The organism is Candidatus Poriferisodalis sp. (assembly GCF_965221945.1).
Classification (GTDB): domain Bacteria; phylum Actinomycetota; class Acidimicrobiia; order Acidimicrobiales; family Poriferisodalaceae; genus Poriferisodalis.
In genome coordinates this window covers 3,258,993-3,277,754 of sequence record NZ_OZ244925.1, presented here as the reverse complement: position 1 = coordinate 3,277,754, position 18,762 = coordinate 3,258,993, and the positions used below count along the sequence as shown (strand labels likewise).

Annotated in this window: 17 protein-coding genes and 1 pseudogene; 10 read left to right on the top strand and 8 right to left on the bottom strand. The window is 63.5% G+C overall.

Translation table 11 applies throughout. The annotated features are described in order from the left end of the window. Positions 1-2: 2 nt before the first annotated feature. The 6 genes from gyrA to dnaA all read right to left on the bottom strand — a co-directional run bounded on the left by gyrA (position 3) and on the right by dnaA (position 9,205). A complete protein-coding gene (gene gyrA / locus ACOQPH_RS15455; protein WP_420622225.1) occupies positions 3-2,531 on the bottom strand; it encodes a DNA gyrase subunit A in 2,529 nt (842 codons plus the stop codon). 36 nt (positions 2,532-2,567) lie between these two features. After that, positions 2,568-4,463, bottom strand: a complete 1,896-nt coding sequence (locus ACOQPH_RS15450; protein WP_420624367.1) for a DNA gyrase/topoisomerase IV subunit B — start codon at positions 4,461-4,463, stop codon at positions 2,568-2,570. Between the two features lie 297 nt (positions 4,464-4,760). Beyond that, entirely contained in the window at positions 4,761-5,081 is a 321-nt protein-coding gene (locus tag ACOQPH_RS15445) for a DUF721 domain-containing protein (RefSeq protein ID WP_420622224.1), read from the bottom strand. Between the two features lie 38 nt (positions 5,082-5,119). Next, on the bottom strand, positions 5,120-6,229 hold the full coding sequence (gene recF, locus ACOQPH_RS15440; protein WP_420622223.1) for a DNA replication/repair protein RecF: 1,110 nt from the start codon (positions 6,227-6,229) through the stop codon (positions 5,120-5,122). A 33-nt stretch (positions 6,230-6,262) separates the two neighbouring features. Next, a complete protein-coding gene (gene dnaN, locus ACOQPH_RS15435; RefSeq protein ID WP_420622222.1) occupies positions 6,263-7,372 on the bottom strand; it encodes a DNA polymerase III subunit beta in 1,110 nt (369 codons plus the stop codon). Positions 7,373-7,696: 324 nt separating this feature from the next. Continuing rightward, positions 7,697-9,205 carry a chromosomal replication initiator protein DnaA gene (gene dnaA, locus ACOQPH_RS15430; protein ID WP_420622221.1) on the bottom strand — a complete coding sequence of 503 codons (1,509 nt, stop codon included), beginning with the start codon at positions 9,203-9,205 and terminating at the stop codon, positions 7,697-7,699. A gap of 559 nt (positions 9,206-9,764) precedes the next feature. Here dnaA and rpmH point away from each other — a divergent pair. From rpmH to ACOQPH_RS15405, 5 genes are all read left to right on the top strand, one after another. After that, on the top strand, positions 9,765-9,899 hold the full coding sequence (gene rpmH, locus ACOQPH_RS15425; RefSeq protein ID WP_420622220.1) for a 50S ribosomal protein L34: 135 nt from the start codon (positions 9,765-9,767) through the stop codon (positions 9,897-9,899). Between the two features lie 74 nt (positions 9,900-9,973). Next, a complete protein-coding gene (rnpA, locus tag ACOQPH_RS15420; RefSeq protein ID WP_420622219.1) occupies positions 9,974-10,243 on the top strand; it encodes a ribonuclease P protein component in 270 nt (89 codons plus the stop codon). Further along, on the top strand, positions 10,240-10,515 hold the full coding sequence (gene yidD, locus ACOQPH_RS15415) for a membrane protein insertion efficiency factor YidD (protein WP_420622218.1): 276 nt from the start codon (positions 10,240-10,242) through the stop codon (positions 10,513-10,515). Before rnpA ends, yidD begins: the two co-directional genes overlap by 4 nt. Continuing rightward, entirely contained in the window at positions 10,515-11,705 is a 1,191-nt protein-coding gene (locus tag ACOQPH_RS15410; RefSeq protein WP_420622217.1) for a YidC/Oxa1 family membrane protein insertase, read from the top strand. The genes yidD and ACOQPH_RS15410 overlap by 1 nt, the downstream gene beginning before the upstream one ends. Before the next feature lie 38 nt (positions 11,706-11,743). Beyond that, positions 11,744-12,112 carry a Jag N-terminal domain-containing protein gene (locus tag ACOQPH_RS15405; protein ID WP_420622216.1) on the top strand — a complete coding sequence of 123 codons (369 nt, stop codon included), beginning with the start codon at positions 11,744-11,746 and terminating at the stop codon, positions 12,110-12,112. Positions 12,113-12,141: 29 nt separating this feature from the next. Here ACOQPH_RS15405 and ACOQPH_RS15400 read toward each other — a convergent pair whose 3' ends face one another. Then, positions 12,142-14,175: a cytochrome P450 gene (locus ACOQPH_RS15400; protein WP_420622215.1), complete on the bottom strand. Its 2,034-nt coding sequence runs from the start codon at positions 14,173-14,175 to the stop codon at positions 12,142-12,144. Between the two features lie 150 nt (positions 14,176-14,325). On the opposite strand from ACOQPH_RS15400, the pseudogene ACOQPH_RS15395 reads away from it, so the two are divergent. The 3 genes and pseudogenes from ACOQPH_RS15395 to ACOQPH_RS15385 all read left to right on the top strand — a co-directional run. Continuing rightward, positions 14,326-14,604: pseudogene (locus ACOQPH_RS15395) on the top strand (Rieske 2Fe-2S domain-containing protein); the annotation flags it as partial. 135 nt (positions 14,605-14,739) lie between these two features. After that, positions 14,740-15,408 carry a hypothetical protein gene (locus ACOQPH_RS15390; RefSeq protein ID WP_420624366.1) on the top strand — a complete coding sequence of 223 codons (669 nt, stop codon included), beginning with the start codon at positions 14,740-14,742 and terminating at the stop codon, positions 15,406-15,408. Between the two features lie 121 nt (positions 15,409-15,529). Continuing rightward, positions 15,530-16,030, top strand: coding sequence for a protein jag (locus tag ACOQPH_RS15385; protein ID WP_420622214.1), 501 nt, complete (start codon positions 15,530-15,532; stop codon positions 16,028-16,030). Between the two features lie 27 nt (positions 16,031-16,057). Here the strand turns inward: ACOQPH_RS15385 and ACOQPH_RS15380 are convergent, their stop codons facing one another. Further along, positions 16,058-16,495 carry an RsmG family class I SAM-dependent methyltransferase gene (locus ACOQPH_RS15380; protein ID WP_420622213.1) on the bottom strand — a complete coding sequence of 146 codons (438 nt, stop codon included), beginning with the start codon at positions 16,493-16,495 and terminating at the stop codon, positions 16,058-16,060. A 386-nt stretch (positions 16,496-16,881) separates the two neighbouring features. Between ACOQPH_RS15380 and ACOQPH_RS15375 the strand changes: the two genes are divergently transcribed. Both ACOQPH_RS15375 and ACOQPH_RS15370 read left to right on the top strand, forming a co-directional pair. Next, complete coding sequence (locus ACOQPH_RS15375; RefSeq protein ID WP_420622212.1) at positions 16,882-17,751, top strand: ParA family protein; 870 nt, start codon at positions 16,882-16,884, stop codon at positions 17,749-17,751. Continuing rightward, positions 17,748-18,653 (top strand): ParB/RepB/Spo0J family partition protein, encoded by a 906-nt coding sequence (locus ACOQPH_RS15370; protein ID WP_420622211.1) that lies wholly within the window; start codon positions 17,748-17,750, stop codon positions 18,651-18,653. The genes ACOQPH_RS15375 and ACOQPH_RS15370 overlap by 4 nt, the downstream gene beginning before the upstream one ends. Positions 18,654-18,762 lie beyond the last annotated feature (109 nt).

The following is an 18,762-nucleotide window of genomic DNA, read 5'->3' as shown; positions in this document are numbered from 1 at the left end:
CGTTACGCCGGTGAGCTCTCCTCGGCCGAAGAGATTTCGCCAGGTTGCGTGTCGGCATCATCGGATTCGGGCACGTCGACCTCAAGGTCGACAGGGGCAATCGCCACCACGGTCTCGCCGTCGCCCAGCGCCATCGCCCGCACGCCAGAAGCTGCGCGGCCCTGCCGAGAAATATCCACCACGCGAGTCCGGATGAGCACACCGCTCGACGACACCAGCAGCACCTCATCGTCGGGGCCGACCAGCCGCGCACCCACGACATGAGCCTCCGCGTCCGGCAGCTTCACAGCGATCATGCCGAGACCGCCGCGTCGCTTGCACCCGAACAGCGCCGCAGCGGTGCGCTTGGCAGTCCCGGTGCTCGCCACGACCAGCAGGTCACGCTCGTCGTCGGGCGACAGCGCATCAGCAGCAGCCACCGTGTCGTCACCGCGCAGGCGCATGCCCCGAACGCCAGCTGCAACTCGGCCCATCGAACGCACATCGTCTTCCGAGAACCGGATGGCCCGCCCCGCTCGCGACACGATCATCACGTCGTCGTTGCCCGAAGTCTCGAGCACACGGACCAACTCGTCGCCGTCGCGCAGGCTCAACGCAATGAGGCCATTGGAGCGGATGTTCTCGTACGCGCTCAGCGCAGTCTTCTTGGCCAGACCTTGGCGCGTGATGAACATCAGGTACCGGTCCGAGGGGAACTCCCGCGCCTCCACCACCGCCTCGACGCGCTCGCCAGCGGCCAACTGCAGCAGGTTCACCAGCGCGGTCCCCCGCGCGGTGCGGTTCGTGAGCGGCACCTCGTAGGCCTTCAGCCGGTGCACCCGGCCGCGGTTGGTGAAGCACAACAGCCATGCGTGTGCCGTAGTGAGCATCACACGGTCCACGACATCGTCGTCCTTGAGCCGGGCGCCTTGCACGCCACGCCCGCCACGACCCTGGGTGCGGAACATGTCAGGCGAAGTGGCCTTCACATAGCCCTCGCGAGTGAGCGTCACCACCAGCGGCTCGTCGTCGATCAGGTCCTCGGCGTCCATCTCGCCCGGATCGGTGACGATCTCGGTGCGCCGGGGAATTGCGTGATCTGAACGCAGCGCGCTCAGCTCGTCGATGATCACCTGCCGCAGCCGCGCATCGTCGCCGAGGATGGCTTCCAGTTCGGCAATGGTGCGTTTCAGCTCAGCCAGCTCGTCAGTCAATCGGGTGCGGCCCAGCCGGGTGAGGCGGCTCAGCTGCATGTCGAGAATGTGGTTCGCCTGCTCGCCACTGAACGACATCGGCTCAGCGCACAGGCCCTCGAGCGCTGCAGCGCGATCTGCACTAGCGCGTATCAGGGCGATGATCTCGTCGATCAGGTCCAGCGCTCGCAGCAGGCCTTCCACGATGTGCGACCGAGCACGCGCCACGTCCAGGCGATGCTGACTGCGCCGCGTCACCACCTCGATCTGGTGGCCGACATAGGCGACCAACGCACTCCGAAGGTTCAGCGTGCGCGGCACCCCGTCGACGAGCGCCACCATGTTCACCGCAAAGCTGGACTGCAGCGGCGTGTGCTTCCACAGGTTGTTGAGCACCACATTGGCCGGCGCTGACGGCCGCATCTCGATCACGAAGCGCGTCTTGCCCTTTGCGGACTCGTTGCGCAGCTCGGTGATGCCGTCGATGACCTTGCGGTTCACCGCATCGGCAATCTTGCGTTCGATGCCCTCGACGGAGGTCTGGTACGGGATCTCGGTCACCACGATGCTCGACCGCCTGCCGTCTTCGACGATCTCGGCCCGGGCGCGCATCTTCACCGAGCCGCGGCCAGTCGTCATTGCCTCCCGTGCGCCGGCTCGACCCAGCATCCGGCCACCCGTCGGGAAGTCGGGTCCGTGCACGAACGCCATCAAGTCCTCGACGGTGGCGTCGGGATGGGAGATGAGATGAATCGTGGCGTCGATGATCTCGCCGAGGTTGTGCGTGGGGATGTTGGTCGCCATGCCGACCGCTATGCCCTGACTGCCGTTGACCAGCAGGTTCGGGAACCGTGACGGCATCACCAACGGCTCAGTGCGGGAGCCGTCGAAGTTGGCGGCAAAGTCCACCGTCTGCTCGTCGATGCCCTCCGCCATTGTCATGGCCAAGTTCGTCAGGCGGCACTCGGTGTAGCGGTAGGCGGCGGGCGGGTCCGACGGCGAGCCAAAGTTGCCGTGCGGGTCGATCAGCTTGTTCGCCAGGCTGAACGACTGGCCCATCCGAACGAGTGCGTCATAGATCGAGCCGTCGCCGTGGGGGTGGTAGTTGGCGATGACATCGCCGACCACGGTGGCGCATTTCTTGTGGGGACGGTCCGGTCGCAAGCCGGTGTCGAACATCGACCAGAGGATCCTGCGATGCACCGGTTTCAGGCCGTCACGCGCATCGGGCAGTGCCCGGGACGTGATAACTGACATGGCGTAGTCCAAGAAGGACTGCTCCATCTCGGTCTGGATCTCGATATCCATCACACCGGTTCCAGCGCCGGTGTCACCGCTGTCGGGTTGGTCGTCGCTCATGGGGTATCGGGCCGGTGATCCATCGTTGTGCTGGGTTTAGACGTCCAGGAACCGCACGTCGCTGGCGTTGTTCTGGATGAAACCCCGGCGGGCTTCCACGTCGTCGCCCATGAGGATGCTGAAGATGAGGTCCGCTGTGGCGGCCTCGGAGAGCGTGACGCGCAGCAGGGTTCGGCGAGCCGGATCCATCGTGGTGTCCCACAACTCTTGGGCGTCCATCTCACCGAGGCCCTTCAGGCGCTGGAACTCGTTGCGGTGGTTGGTCCGCTCGGAAAGGAACGCCGTCTTGGCGCGGTCGTCCTTGAGGTACACCGTCTCGGACCCGACCTTGGTGGAGTACAGCGGTGGCTGCGCGATGTACACGCAGCCGTACTGCAGCAGATCGCGCATGCGATGGAAGAAGAACGTCAGCAGCAATGTGCGGATGTGACTGCCGTCGACGTCGGCGTCGCATAGCAGGATCACCTTGCGGTACCGCACCCGTTCGACGTCGAATCCGCCTTCACCGGTCGCGCCGTCGACGCCGGCACCGATTGCCGAGATCAGCGCGCCGATCTCGTTGTTGTCGAAGATGCGCTCGGGGCGGCTGCGCTGAACGTTGAGGATCTTCCCTCGAATCGGCAGGATTGCCATGGTGGCGGGGTCGCGTGCCTCCTTGGCCGATCCCCCAGCCGAGTCGCCCTCGACGATGTACAGCTCGGACTCGTCGGGGTCGCTGGATGAGCAGTCGGTGAGCTTGCCTGGCAGGCCGGCGCCCCGCAGCGCCGACTTGCGCACGGTGTTGCGTGCCTTCTGCGCGGCGATTCGGGCCCTGCGAGCGTCGACCGCCTTGCCCACCACCAGCTTGGCCTCGCTCGGGTGTTCCTCGAACCATTCGCCGAGCCCGCTGTAGGCAGCCTTCTGCACCAGGCTGCGCATTGCGGTGTTGCCCAGCTTGGCCTTGGTCTGGCCTTCGAATTGCGGCGACTCCATGCGGACGCTCACCACCGCGGTCAGCCCTTCGCGGATGTCGTCGCCCTGGAGGTTCCCATCGTCGGGTCGCAGCATCTTGCGATCGCGGGCGTAGGCGTTCACGGCCGAGGTCAGCGCAGAGCGGAACCCCTCAGCGTGCATGCCCCCCTCGATCGTGTTGATGCCGTTGGCGAAGCTGTGAATGCCATCGGTGTTGAAGCCGTTGTTCCACTGGAAGGCGATCTCCACCTCGTCGCCAGCTTCTGCCGCTGACAGGTAGCCGACACCGTCGAACAGCGCCTCGGACGTTTCGTTCAGGTGCCGCACGAAGTCGCGAATGCCACCGGGGTAACAGAACTCGTGGCGGGCGGGCTCGGCCCGCCGCTCGTCGGTGAATCCGATGCGCAGACCCGCGTTCAGGAACGCCATCATCTGCAGCCGCTCGGTGAGCGTCTGCGCCCGGAACTCGACGTGATCGAACACCGTGGAGTCGGGCTGGAAGGTGATGGTGGTGCCAGTGTTGGCATCGGGCGAGGGGCCGATGTCGGTCAGCTTGCCGACAGGCTCGCCGCCGTCGCGGAACTTCAGACGCCAACGCCGACCCTCGCGGTCGATGATGGCCTCCAGCTCCGAGGACAGGGCGTTGACGACCGACACGCCGACCCCATGCAGGCCGCCGGACACCTTGTAACCGGCGCCGCCGAACTTGCCTCCTGCGTGCAGCACGGTCAACACGACCTCGGCAGCCGACTTGTCGGGATACTGCGGATGGGCCTCAACGGGAATGCCTCGACCGTTGTCGAAGACGCTGCATGTTCCGTCTGCCCGCAGGGTGACCTCGATGGAGGTGCAGTGCCCTGCCATGGCCTCATCGACGGCGTTGTCCACCACTTCGTAGACGAGGTGGTGCAGGCCTCCCGGACCGGTCGAGCCAATGAACATCCCGGGCCGTTCACGCACGGGCTCGAGGCCTTCGAGCACCGTGATGGCATCGGCGTTGTAGTCGCCTACGACTGGGTTGTTGGCCGCTGGCGCGCTGCTACTAGGCGCATCTGTGCCGTCGACTGGGGTCGCCGCGGTCGGCGCCAAGGTGGTGTCAGTCACTGTGCGAGTCGGGGTCTCCGGCGCGGCATGGATCAGCTCTGTCTCCAAGTCCGGGTCCTGGTGTCCAACGGCACTCTTCCTAACGCTTCAGTCTACCGGAGAGCGCGCCATTCTCGGTGCCAAAACGCCCGCGGAAAGGGAAACAAAACCGCAGGTCACACTAGGTTTTTTACGTTATCCGCGAGGACGCACACGCAGGTGCAGTTCTGAGATGGCCGCAGCACCGGTTTCGGCGTTCAATGCAGCCAGAATCCGGCTGGAGTGATAGCGCAATTCCGTCGCCCAAGCGGGGTCGTCGACAACAATGATCAAGCGGCCGGCTTCGAGCCGCTCGGGCTGCGCGTGGGCCGCAATCGCCTCGCCCACGGCTTGGACCCAACGCTCGCCCAGGTCGATCGCCCGACCCCGCGAACCGAAACCAGAGGTGACGGCCCGCAGCGAGTCCTTGATCGGCCGAGGCTCGCGCCCAGTTGTGCCGTGGCGACGTCTCTTCATCGGATGCCCATGCTCGCACGCCTCATGACGCAAACCGGTCAGTCGGTGCTCTCGCTGACCTGAGCGTCTTCAGGGGTCGCCTCGCCGTCGCGGATCTGGATGTGGCGGCGAATCTCGATTCCCGGCGGTACGTGGCCGGTGGCCGACGTCACCACGGTCTGTGCGGAAGGAAGGCAGCCGACGAGGCGTTGAGCGCGGCCCTCATCGAGCTCGGAGAAGACATCGTCGAGCAGGATGACCGGCTCGATACCGCCGATCTCGGCTGTGTAGCGGTGCTCCGCCAGTCGCAGCGCCAGCGCAATGCTCCGCTGTTCTCCCTGCGAGGCGTGCGTCCGTGCCGGCAGCCCGTCCAGGAAGATCTCCATGTCGTCGCGGTGTGGGCCCACTGTGGTGGTACCGCGCCGCAGATCGTCCGAACGCGCCTGATCCAAGGCGACGGCGAGCGTGCCGTCGCGCCACGGGGCTGCGTAGGACAGCTCCAACTGAACTGTGGTCCCGGCGAGTCGGTAGTAGGCGTCCTGTGCAGGAGGCGCCAGTGCAGTGCACAGGGCGGCGCGGCGGGTCGCAACCGTCTCGCCAGCAGCAGCGAATTGTGCATCCCAGACTTCCAGCGTGGTCAGGGCTTCGTCGTCGAGACGCGTGCCCGCCTGCTTCAACAGGTTGTTGCGTTGGCGCAGGATCCGTTCGAAATCGAGGCGCGCCGCCCGGTACTCGCGATCGGTGGCGGACAGAATGTCGTCGAGCAGCTCCCGCCGCACGGCTGGGCCGCCCGCAGGGATCGACAGGTCCGCTGGGCAGAACACCACGGCGCTGACCACATCGGCAAGATCGCGCAGCGACCGCACACGCTGGCCGTTCACCTGGGCCCGGGAACGGCCAGCCGCCGCAATCTCCATCTCCACCAGGTACTTCCGGCGCTCCCGGCGAATCTCGGCGCGCACGTAGGCCCGCTCGCAACCGGCCCGCACAACAGTCTCCGCGCTCGCCCCGCGGAACGAACCCGACCCATCCAGCATCGCGATGGCCTCGAGCAGGTTCGTCTTGCCGTGCCCGTTGGGCCCGACCACGAGCGTCCGGGCCTCGTCAAGCGACAGCTGGGTAGATCGATGGTTCCGAAAATTCTCGATACTCAGCCAGGCAACGATCACAAGAGCTGGCTCTGGCGGCGGCGGTTCAGCTGACTACGACACCCGCACTGGCATCAGCAGGTACAGGAACTCGCCGTGGCCAGGCGTTCGAAGCACGGCGGGCTTGAGGGCATCGAGCCGCACCAACTCGACGGTGTCGCCGCCGGCAGCATCGAGGCCTTCGATGAGGTAGTCGGGGTTGAAAGCGACTGTGGTCGGCGTTCCCTCGTACGTGGCATCGATTTCCTCGCTCGCGCTCCCGACGTCCTGGGAGATGACCGTGAGTTCGATGCTGTTTTCGCGCAACTCCATTCGCAGCGGCGCATTCGTGTCGCGTGCCAGCAAGCGGAGCCGGCGAGCCCCGTCGAGCAACGCGGCACGGTCCACCTCCAAGCGGTTGTCGTGCGAGTCGGGGATCAGCGGTTCATAGCTCGGGAAGTCGCCCGCAATGAGACGACAGGTCACCTGGGCGGATTGAGACTCGTCGGAGACTTCGAAGGTGACTTCACGTTCGCCCAGCCGCATGGTCACGTCCTTGCTGGAGTCCAAGATCCGTCCGAGTTCCTCGAGTGCTCGCGACGGAACCAGCACTTGCTGCCCTGTCGCCAAGACTTGCGCCTCGGGCAGGTCACGCAGTGCCAGACGGTAGGAGTCGGTGGCCACGAGGCGCAGTCCGTCTCCGCGAGCTGCCATGAGCACACCAGTCAGAATTGGTCGGGCGTCGTCGGAACTTGCAGCGCGGACAACCTGCCGGAAGGCTTGCGCCAAGTCGCCGGCAGGAACGGTCACGCTGTCTCCAGCCGGCTGGGGCAGTACCGGGAAATCGGCTGTCGGCAGGGTCCGTACGGAGAACTGCGCACGTGCACCGGTGATCTGCACTTCGTCGTCGGTCACTTCCAGGCTGATCTCGCCGGCAGGCAGCGCTCGGGCGATATCGGTCAGGAGGCGAGCTGGGACGACCGTCTCACCTTCGGTCTCCACCGGAGTCCGCAGCTGGGTCCGCACGGTCAGGTCCAAGTCGGTACCCGTGACCCTGAGGCCTTCTCCATCAGCACACAGATGCAATCCGGTGAGCACGAACAACCCGCCACCGCGCGCATTGACCCCACGGCTCGCCAAAGTCAGCTGGTCGACCAGTGCATCTCGTTCAATACGCAATTTCACGGGCGGTTCTCCTTGGTCGTACGAGACCGATGAGACAGACAATTCTCAATGTGATGGTTGAGACTTATTCAGTAGTAGTTATAGGGGCTGTGAATTGTGGACGGTGAGTCGTTTTCGCAGATCAGCGCTATGTGGCCGTTAACAGTCTTGCTTGCCACGTCCACAGCTACACCCTCCCTTTTCCTGTATCGCTGGCGCAGCGGTGGAAAAGCACGACGTTTCCCGAGGTTTGTCGAGAACTTTTCCACTCGTTATCCACAACGTGTGGAGACACCCTAGATCCACTTGTCGGCCGCATAGCGGACAGCCGATGTCGAGTCAGCCTCAGGCGGCTCGGACCCGCGAGATGAGCTGTGCTACCTGGTCGTACACCTTGCGTTCTGAAGGCAGGAGGCTGTTGATCTTCTTGACAGCGTGCATGACCGTGGTGTGATCGCGGCCGCCGAACACACTCCCAATGGCGGGGTAGCTCAGGTCGGTGAGTTCGCGCATCACGTACATGCTGATCTGGCGCGCTTTGACCAGGCCCTGCTGACGGCCTTGGCTGGTGAGTTCGATCACGCCGTAGCCGAACATGTCGGCGGTCATGTGCAGGATCCGCTCGGTGGTGATGGGTTTCTCCTGCGGTTCACGGACGTCGCTGAGGATCTGCTGTGCCATCTCGAGCGTGACGGCGTTGCGGGTGAGACTGGCGTAGGCGGTGACGCGAATTAGCGCGCCCTCGAGTTCACGGATGTTGTTGATGATGATGTAGGCGATGTGCTCGAGCACCTCGTCGGGTACATGTCTGTGCTCGGTCTTCTTGCGCAAGATGGCCACCCGAGTCTCAAGATCGGGCGGTTGAATGTCGGTGATCAGGCCCCACTCGAATCGGCTGCGCAGCCGGTCTGACAGCGTGGCGATGCTGCGAGGCGGGCGATCTGAGGAGATCACGATCTGCCGGCCCGCCACGTGGAGCGAGTTAAAGGTGTGGAACAGCTCTTCTTGCAGGCCTTCCTTGCCTTCCATGAACTGGATGTCATCGAGCAGCAGCACGTCGAGCTCGCGGTAACGCCGCTTGAACGCTGGCGTCGTGTTCGTACGGATTGCTTCGATGAACTCTGAGAGGAAGGTCTCGGTCGAGACGTACCGGACACGATGCTCGGGCAGGGTCGTGCCCAGGAAGTTCACAACGGCCTGCAGCAGGTGGGTCTTGCCCAGGCCTGTGCTGCCATGAATGAACAGCGGGTTGTACGCGATTCCCGGAGTCTCAGCTACCGCGAGCGCCGCGGCTTGGGCGAACCGGTTGCTGCTGCCGGTGACGAAGCTCTCGAAGGTGTAGCGGGGATTGGTGATGTCGACGCCCGACACCCTGCGCGGCGTTCCGGCGACACTGGGTGACGCAGCGTCACGGACGGCGCTCTCGGCGACCGGTGCAGACTGGGCAGAGCCGCCCGCTGGGTGCCATGTCTCGTCCTGGCTCAGGACGGAGGCATCGTCGTCGGGGATTGCATCGACGTCGTGTGGGTCCGCGTCGGTGCCGTTGGCGCTGTCAAGATCTGCGAGCTCGGGACGGGTCTCGATCTCGTAGGTCTGCGGGCGGACAGGCAGCCGTTCGAAGGCGGCGTGGAGCATGGGGATATATCGGCGCTGGATGCGATCCCGGATCATGTTGCTCGGCGCGATCAGCACGGCCAGCTCGCCGTCGATGTGCAGCGCCTGCAAGTGGCGGAAGTAGCCCAACCAGAGTGCGTCCGAGACGGTCCTGCGGAGGATCTCACGGCACTGCGACCACAACTCGTCGGTATTCGCCCGCGCGTTTTCGGCCGTTTCTGATGGCTCCCGTGAAGTCATATGAGATTGCTCGAATGGGGCCGACTGCGGTGAGATGTGAGGTTCGTCGTCAGGCTCGTGTGCTGTGGCACCCGCCTGCGGAGAACTCACCACAACAACCTCGTTCGCCTGCGGCCGTAGTGCACCCGGGGAACCCGTTGTTCTCCTGCGAGCCACCAAGCGGCATCCGTGAAAGGAACTTATGGCCGCGCACCCACTGTCGCAAGCGCGCGTTGGTACACCGCCATGATGTCCGAGATGACGCGGGCTCGACAGTTCATCGACAGGCCCATAACTCCCGCAAACAGGCAGGTGACATGGGTGTTTGCTGTCCCGGCAACCTGCCCGACCGCAGCCGGTGATGAACCGGCACAAGGTGTTGCGCGCGAATAACGCGCGCGAATGCGCGCGTTAACACCCGCGTCGACACGCGCGTCTTCGTGTTCCCCGTACCCCGGTGCCGCCTTGTGCCAGCACCCGTAGGCTGTCAGCGCTCTCGGGTCGACACCCGGGCACGCTCCGGTCGCCGCACCGCATTTCGCGGACCTGCCCGCGGCCTGAACCTCCAGGAGGCTGCAGCGTGAAGCGCACGTACCAACCCCACAGCCGCAGACGGGCACGCCGACACGGCTTCCGCCATCGCATGTCCACCCGCGCGGGCCGGGCAATTGTGAATTCTCGCCGACGCAAGGGCCGGCAACGGCTGAGCGCCTGATCGATTCGTGCCACAGCAAGGCCGACTTCGCAGCGCTGCGACGCGGTCGTCGCTTCGACAGCGAGCTGCTGTGGATGTCCTTCGCAGCCGACGCCGGGCTGGCACGGCCCCGTGTGGCGTTTGCGCTCAGCCGGCACGCTGGCACCGCAGTGGCGCGCAATCGGGTGCGTCGACGCCTGCGGGCGCTGTTTCGCGAACACGCGGACGACTTGGCGCCGGGCCGGTATCTCGTCGGCACGCGCGGAGCAGTCTCGGCGGTGACCTACCGGCGCGCCCGAGCCGAGCTGGCGAGGTTGCTGGAGATGGCGGGGGCCTTTCCGAGAACCAAGAGCACGCCGAAATGAGAATGGGGTCCGTCGCACGAGCGCTGGTCGCTGTGGTCAGGTTCTACCGCGCACTCCCCCGCTCGAGGCCGCCGTCGTGCCGCTTCGATCCGACGTGTTCGCAGTACGCACTCGATGCCGTGCGAACCTGGGGTGCGGCACGAGGTAGTTGGCTGGCCATCCGGCGCATCTGCCGCTGCCATCCGTGGGGCGGCTGGGGCTACGACCCGGTAGCGGTGAGGAGCGGCCGGGATCGCCGTGCGGATGCCGCTACTGGATCCTGGGAGCACTGATGTTCGATTGGGCTGATCCGATATTTGACGGCATCGCCGGTGTGCTGGCGTGGTTCTACTCGCTCGTCCCCGACTACACGTTCGCCATCTGCATGCTGACCCTGGCGATCATGCTGCTGTTCACCCCGCTCACCTTGCGCGGTGCCCGGACGATGACCAAGACCCAGGCACTGCAGCCGGAGCTGGCTCAGCTGCGCAAGAAGCACACCGGCGACCGCCAGAAACTCAACGAAGAAACGATGAAGCTCTACCAGTCGAACGGAGTGAGCCCCCTGGGCGGGTGCCTACCGAATCTGGCCCAGATCCCCATCTTCATCGTGCTGTACCGAGTCATTTGGAACCTGCGCATACCTGAACAGAATCCAGTCGACAAGCCTTTTCCCCGAAATCTGAGTCCTGATTCGCAGCTTTACCAGGACATCGTCGACGCGGGCGGCGAAATGCGGTCCCTGGGGATGGACTTGTCGGAGGCAGCGAAGGACGTAATCCAGTCTGATTTCGTCGAGGGACTCCCCTATCTGGGGCTCGTAGCGGTCACATTCCTGCTGGCCTGGCTCCAGCAGCGCCAGATGGCGGCGCGGCGCGGCGGCGCGGCCATGCCGAACCGTCAGATGGAAATCATGATGAAGTACATGCCCTTTATGCTGCCGGTGTTCAGCTTCTTCGTGCCGGCGGCGTTGGTGCCTTACTTCATCGTGTCCAGCATCTACCGGATGCTGACCCAGGCCTTCATCCATGCCACGATGAAGCCGGCGAAACCGCTGGTCACGCCCGAGTCCTCTGACGATGTCATCGAGGCTGAGACGGTGTCGGAGCCTGAGCCACCGCGACCGGTGCCGAATCAGCGGTCACGCAAGGCGCTTGACGCTGAGGCGACCCGTCGAGCGGCTCGCGAGCAACGCCGCGCAGAACGTCGGTCGGGCTCACGCAACTCGTCGCACGAGAGCACGCCGGAGCCCGCGCCGCCGGAACCCTCAGAGACTTCTTCGGTCCGCCGGACCCGTTCGTCGGAGGAACGGGTCACCGATGCCGACAAGCGTTCACGCCGGGGCGGAACCGGTTCGCGTCGGTACCAGACCTCTGAGCGTGGCCGCAAGCGCCGTCGGGGCCAGTCCGAACCAGAGTCGAAGCCCATCCAGAGTCGCCGCACCTCAGGAGACGGCAGGACGCGCAATCGCCGCAAGCGATGAGTGCGACGGCGATTTCTGCGGGGAGCTAGGGCTGCGTCATGGAGTGGATCGTGATGACGGGCCCCACCGTTGACGAGGCGCGTGAGCGTGCCCTCGATGCGCTCTCGGTTGCCGCCGAGGACGTCGACATCGAGATTTTGGCGGAGCCAACGCGAACTCGCTGGGGAATTCGGCGCGAGCCCGCCCGCGTTCGAGTGCGGGTGCGCCCGACCGGTCCACCGCCGCGCTTGGGCGACGCCCGGCGAAATCGCCGCCGGCCGCGCCGCCGATCCGGTGGGGGACAACGACCCCGACAGCGGGGGAAAGGCCAAGGTCGAGGCCAGAACCGCGGCGGCCGATCATCTCGACGGCGATCCCGATCAGGCAACCGCGGCACAGCGTCCAAGCCGGCGAGCTCGGCTTCATAGCGACGGCCGGCCTGCGGTGCCGACGTCGCTCAGACGGCCAGCTCGTGTCTCTGCTCTCTGATGGCTATCTTGAGTCGGGCTTTCGGTGACATTGATGGGAAGGGACTGATCTTCAGCTGGCGATCAGGCCTCCTTAACTCAAATGTGAAGTAATGAGCTAGCATGAGTACGCTCAAAGTGAGCTGCAGTTCTACTAGTCGTGAACCAAGGCAGCTATGCGTACCCAGTCCGAATGGGGCGTAGCCCGGCGAACGGTGCTCACCGCGCGCAGGCAGGTAGCGATCGATATCGAACCTGTGAGGGTCGGGAAAGACATCGTCCATATAGTGCGCTGCCGTAGCGGCAATGAAGACCCGTGCGCCAACGGGAAGTTCGTGGTCTCCCACAACGCAGGAATTCATCACCGTGCGAATCGACCCGGGAATCGTCGGATACAGGCGGATGCATTCCTTGATAAAACGTGTCGTGACGTCAACTTGATCCGAGTTGAGGAGATCCCACTGGGGTTCACTGTTCTTGAATACAGCGGCAGCCTCCGTTTGGATGCGACGATACGTGTCAGGCTGCCGGATCAAAGCGTGCAAGATAAAGCTCAGCTGGTCGCCGACGTACATTGAGGCGAGCATGGGGGCTGACAATGCAAATCTGAGGTTGGATTCTGGCAGAAATACTGGATCGCTCTCATGAAGACTGAGCAAATCGTCGGCATGGTCCCGCGGGCAGCCTGCCCGCTGGGTAGAAGTGTGGGAAAGCTGAATCCGATCGAGGATCACATCGATGGATCTTGCTTTCCGTTTCATCGATGGTGTGTGAAGCAGGAACTTGGGCATCACCCGCGCAACATGGGTGTTCAGGGCGCGTTGCTTGTACGCGATCAAATCGTCGATGACGTCTTGGGAGTCGATGTTGACGAACAAAGGTGAGAGCTGCGCATTGATATAGCGATGACACATGTGCACCAACCGGAACTTGTCTCCTTCGTTCCAACCTGCTATGTGTGCTCTTGCGCGCTGGTACACACTATCCAGCTGCTGCTCAAGTATTGCCCGGGAATAGCTGGACCGCATGACTTTTCGCATTCGAAAATGTTCGGCACCATCCAACGAGGGTAAGAGGCCTGCGGCATGATACGCAGTCTCCAGATGGCGGAAATAGTCACTTGAACGCAGGTACATTCGACCGTAACGATGGACCCATCGGTTCGTCGTAGCACCTGCCAGAACGTACATAACTGGTTTGCCAACAGGCGGTTTGATTGCCATGACAGGACCGAGGAGTTTTGTGAGATCAGCAAAAAATGCCGGTAGATTCCCGCGCAGGGCATTCCGGTTAAACAGCAACCGACGCAACGGAACTACGGGAATTGACTTTGTGAAGGCGGCTTGTCGCAGTAGAGGGCCAGCGAGATTGTGCTCGACCGCATTGGCGATGGCCTGACCAATCAAGTCCATCTGGCAAAGGAGGCGGATGCGATCTTCAGCTGCATCATCGATGTCAAATATGAACCGCAGAACATCGCACGTACTCGCGAGACCGATGATGATGACATCTCGTGGACTCGGGATGGCGGCGCTGAAGATTGCCTTTCCGATACGTGTCTTGATGAACTGCGCGGCGGTGTCCTCACCACTCATGCCGAGGTGCTCGCTGTGCCGGGCAGCTGGAGAGAGTGTCCAGAAGTTGCCGTCGTGATGTTCGAGAATGCCAGCACTGGTCAATCGATCCAATGTCAGGTCGATCATCATTTCCGCATGAGGCGCCAGCCGCTCGATCCAATACTGGGCGTTCTTTAGGTCAGGTTCGGCGCTGATCTGTTGCAACGCGAAATCCGACACCGGATCACCGGTGGGTGTCTTGTCCAACAGGATCAAATGAACCATGTCCGTGTCGACTCGGGCTTGCAGGGAGAGTTCGGCGAGCGCAGCGCCCGCAACTGCACAGTTCAAGTTCCAGCCGGGAACCTGATGGAAGTAACCACTTTCCTCGTTGAGGAGCATCAAGATGAGCTCTTCGGGGAGGCTGAGCGTTCGCGTCGCGGCAGCCTCGGTGGAGTGGATCGTCACGTTGCGTTTCCCGTGGGTGATTGGGGGTAATCTGTGGTACGTGCGTTTGTTATGACGTCGGTAAGTATAGAACCTTGTGCTCCAGTGGTGATAGCGCGCCAGTTATCCTGCCCGAGCCCATAGCTACTGAGGAAATCGGCGAGCGTCGAGATGGGCGAGGAGTATGGAGTTGTGCCGACCGGAGCCCGCGAGCTAGCGAACATTAGTTCGCTTCCACCGTTTCCCGAGGGTTGGTACTTCCTTACCACGCGGCAAGCGGTGGAGAAGTCGAAGCTCGTCGAGCAGACGTGGATGGGCCAGAACATCGTCATCTGGTGCGACGAGAGCGGCCGTATCAGCGTGGCCAAGTCGGTGTGCCCCCATCTTGGATCGCAACTGGGTCCAGCTGCAGGGGGACGTGTGGTCGATGGCCGGCTCGTGTGTCCCTTCCATGGTTTTCAGTACGACGCAGACGGGCAGTGCGTCGTTACCCCATCTGCGGCTCCCGCTCGATCCACGCGGCTACGTGTCTTCGAGACTCGGGAGTTCAAGGGGGGGGGGGGGTTGGTCTTCGCCTGGTGGGGGATGGACGGACGTCCCCCGCAATGGCACCTCCCCGCCGAGCCGTCGGATGCAGGTGAGTGGAGCAACATCCAAATCCGGACAGTGCGTTTTCCGGGTCATCCCCAGGAGACGAGCGAGAACTCGGTGGACATCGCCCACCTGAGCTATGTCCACGGCTACGGCAATGTAACGAACGAGATACCGGTGTCGATCGACGGTCCGTACCTCGAGAGCCGTTTCGGCTTCTCGACCACCCGCAAGATCGCCAAGATTGCGAGACTCAACCTCGAGGTAACAGCCATTGCGCGGGTCACTGGCCTGGGCTACTCGTATGTGGAGTTCCAGGAGCTCTCCATCGGCATAGATGCACGACTGTGGGTGTTGGCCACGCCTGTGGACGGCACGCTGATCGACATGTCGATCATCTCGCAGGTGCGTGAGATTCGCAGCCCGAAGCGACGAATTGCCGGCTTGGGATTCCTGCCACGGCGAATGCGCGCCCCCATCATGAATAAGTTCGTTGCGGACCTGCAGATCCAGGACGTGCATCAGGATGTCGTCGTCTGGAGCCGCAAGCAGTACGTGCCGCGCCCGAAGCTCGCTCGTTCTGACGGCGAGGTGATGAAGTACCGGGCGTACTGCGCCCAGTTCTACCCCGATCTGCGCCAGTGTGAGTCGACGGCTCGCTGACGCGTGCCCGTAGGCTGAGCGTTCCTGAGGGCGCGACAACGATTCCAGCGAAGCGCCCGCGAGCAAGCACGCCAGCAGTGCATCGGGCCAGATGTCGAGGGCCCCACCAGAGGAGACGAAGATGACAGTCGAGACAACGACAACAGAACAACAAGTCATGGTGCAGGAGTTCCTGGATGGCTTGGTCAACGCCTTCGGTATCGATGCCACCGCAGTGCCAGTTGCGGCGGATGACGACAGCTTCGAGATCAATCTCGAAGGTTCGAATGAGTCGTTGGGACTGCTCATCGGCCCACGAGGGCGCCATGTGGTCGCGCTGCAGGAAGTCGCCAAGACCATGCTCCAGCGCCGGCTGCCAGGCGAGCGCCGGGCCCGGGTGAGGGTTGATGTGGGCGGCTACCGCCAGCGGCGCCGCGAAGCGCTCGAGGCGTACGTTCGTGAGCTCGCCGGAGCTGTGGCGGAGGCTGGCACTGAGCGCGGACTCGAGCCCATGAACGCGGCCGATCGCAAGGTCGTTCACGACACCGTCAATGAGATCCCCGGCGTCGACACCATTTCGGTGGGCGACGAGCCGAGGCGGCGCGTCGTGCTGGTACCCACCAGTTCGAGCGACGCGGAGTAATCGCGCTCACCAATCGGCGCTCACCAATCAGAAGAGCGGCCGCTTCCGGATCTGCTTCCACGTCCGGGGATACGTCGGGTTCGGCAAAGACTGGCGTTCCATCACGGCGAATGCGGGCGTCGTGCTGGTATGCCGCACGAAGTACAACCCGAGTTGGGCAAGGGGTTCGGCCGGCCAACGCTGATCGTTGCTGTTGGGCGGCTCGCTGACGACAAGCCTGCCCCCGGGACGCAGCAGGCCCACGCTGCACTCCGCAACCGCAGCTGGGGGACCGAAAGCCCTGCTCACCACACCGTCATAGGCATAACGGTGCTCGGGACGATGGGCCAGTTCTGCGGCGTCCCCGAGTGCGAGGGTGACCCGATCACCTATATCGAGGTCGCCAATTACCGTGTCGAGGAAGTCGATGCGGCTCTGTGAGCGATCCAGCAGTACGAATTCGACGCCGGGTTGCTCCAGAGCCATCAGTAGGCCGGGCACTCCCCCACCGGTTCCCAGATCGCACCAGCGTTGACCAAGCTCGGGTTGAGCTGCTTCTGCGTGCGCTCTCGCATGTTCCACATGCGTGAAGAGATCACCCGGGCCGAGGAAGCCCTGGTCCTGGCTGCGAACAAGGATGCTGAGGAGGCGTTCATCGACTGGTGCCATGACAAGAGTCACGGTACTTCGGAGGTTGCGTGAATCTGTGAGGCATCTCGCTGCGGCACCGTTCGTTTCCCGCTCTTGTTCGCTGCGCTCGCGGGTCGCTCGGGCCCCTGGGACGTTTCACGTGAAACATTGCCGACCTCAGCCCTTGCGAATGGGGCCAACTGGCGTACCCTGAACTCCGATTGTCGGCGGATGGAGACCGAATGGGTCGGATCATTGCGGTGGCGAACCAAAAGGGCGGCGTTGGCAAGACCACCACGGCGGTCAACTTGTGCGCAGCACTCGCCGACCTTGGTCACAACACACTGCTCGTCGACATGGATCCGCAGGGAAATGCGGCTACCGGTGCAGGCATCGATCCACGCGTGTTCGAAATCTCGATGTACCAGGTCCTTCTTGGTGCAGCAGAACTCACTGAGTGCATCCGGCCCACCGGAATTGACGGCTTCGAAGTAGCACCGGCACGCTTGGAGATGTCTGGCGCGGAGATCGAACTCGTCTCAGCATTCAGTCGCGAGTTGAAGCTTCGGCACGCACTCGCGCCGGTTGCCGACGACTACGACTACATCTTCATCGACTGCCCGCCGTCGCTCGGACTGTTGACCGTCAACGCGTTGAGCGCGGCCACCGAAATCCTGGTGCCGGTCCAGTGCGAGTACTACGCGCTCGAGGGACTCGGTCAGCTGCTCCACAACGTGGAAATGGTGCGGGAAGGACTGAACTCGGCCCTCGTCATCAGTGCCATCGTCATGGTCATGTACGACGCTCGAACGCGACTCGCTGCAGAGGTGGTCTCCGACGTTCGCCGGCACTTCGGGGACCGAGTGTGCCGGGTTGTCGTCCCTCGGACGGTGCGCTTGTCGGAAGCCCCGAGTGTCGGGCAACCGGTGACGGTGTACGCACCCAATAGCCGAGGCGCCATTGCCTACCAGGAACTTGCCCGAGAGATCCATGAACGCGGCGACCCTCACCAAGCTGCAGCGGACCGTGCTGGTGACGGGCATGCCGATGGACTCGGTGATCAGAGAGAGGTCACCGAGCAGTATCGAATCGCCGAAGGAGCGCCGACATGAACGCCCAGCGAGGACTTGGACGAGGGCTCGGCGCGCTGATTCCGACCGGACAGTCGGTGTACCGCGAGGTTCCGCTCTCGGCTGTCGAAGTCAATCCCCTGCAGCCCCGGCAGCATTTTGAAGCTGCGTCCCTCGAGGCGCTCTCGGACTCGATTCGTCAGATTGGGGTTCTCCAGCCGATCGTCGTGCGAGAGACCGGCATCGTCGGACGCTTCGAGATCATCGCGGGCGAACGCCGCTGGCGAGCAGCGCGCAGCGCAGGCTTGGACACCATTCCGGTTGTCATACGAGCTGCCGACGACGAGACCAGCCTGACTCATGCCCTGATTGAGAACGTCCACCGGGCAGATCTCAATCCCTTGGAAGAGGCGGCTGCGTACCGGCAGCTCATCGATGATTTCGGGGTCACTCACGACGAGCTCGGCCGTCGCATGGGCCGCAGCCGAGCAGCAGTCACCAACTCGCTCCGGCTCCTGTCCTTGCCGGTGACCGTGCAGCGCTACCTCCTGGACGGCGAGCTCTCAGCTGGCCACGCCCGAGCGTTGCTGGGCTGCGACGATCCAATCGATCTCGAGCTGTTGGCAGAGCGAGCGGTGGATGAGGGCTGGTCGGTGCGCACCGTCGAGGAAGCGGTCCGATCCCTCAGCACGGCGCCTGAATCTGAATCCTCGCCGGAGCCGCCAGCCGCAGAAGCCGCCGAACCGGAGCCCGCAGCCGGCGCCGACCGCCCAGCCGCGGTGCTGGAGGTCGAGACTGCCCTGTCCGTCGCCTTGGCAACCTCTGTCGAGGTCCAACTTGGGCGCCGAGGGGGTCAGATTGTCATCAGATTCGCTGATTTGACCGATCTTGCCCGGCTCTACGAGGCGATGAGCGACAACCTTCAAGTATCGCTCGAAAGTTGAGTGATCCGGGTCGCCGAGTTCAGACTTCAGGTCGGACGGGCGCTCTCACCCAGATTCGTAGCCTCAATCTGAACTTGTTGTCCACTAACTGTGGACAACCTGGGGACAA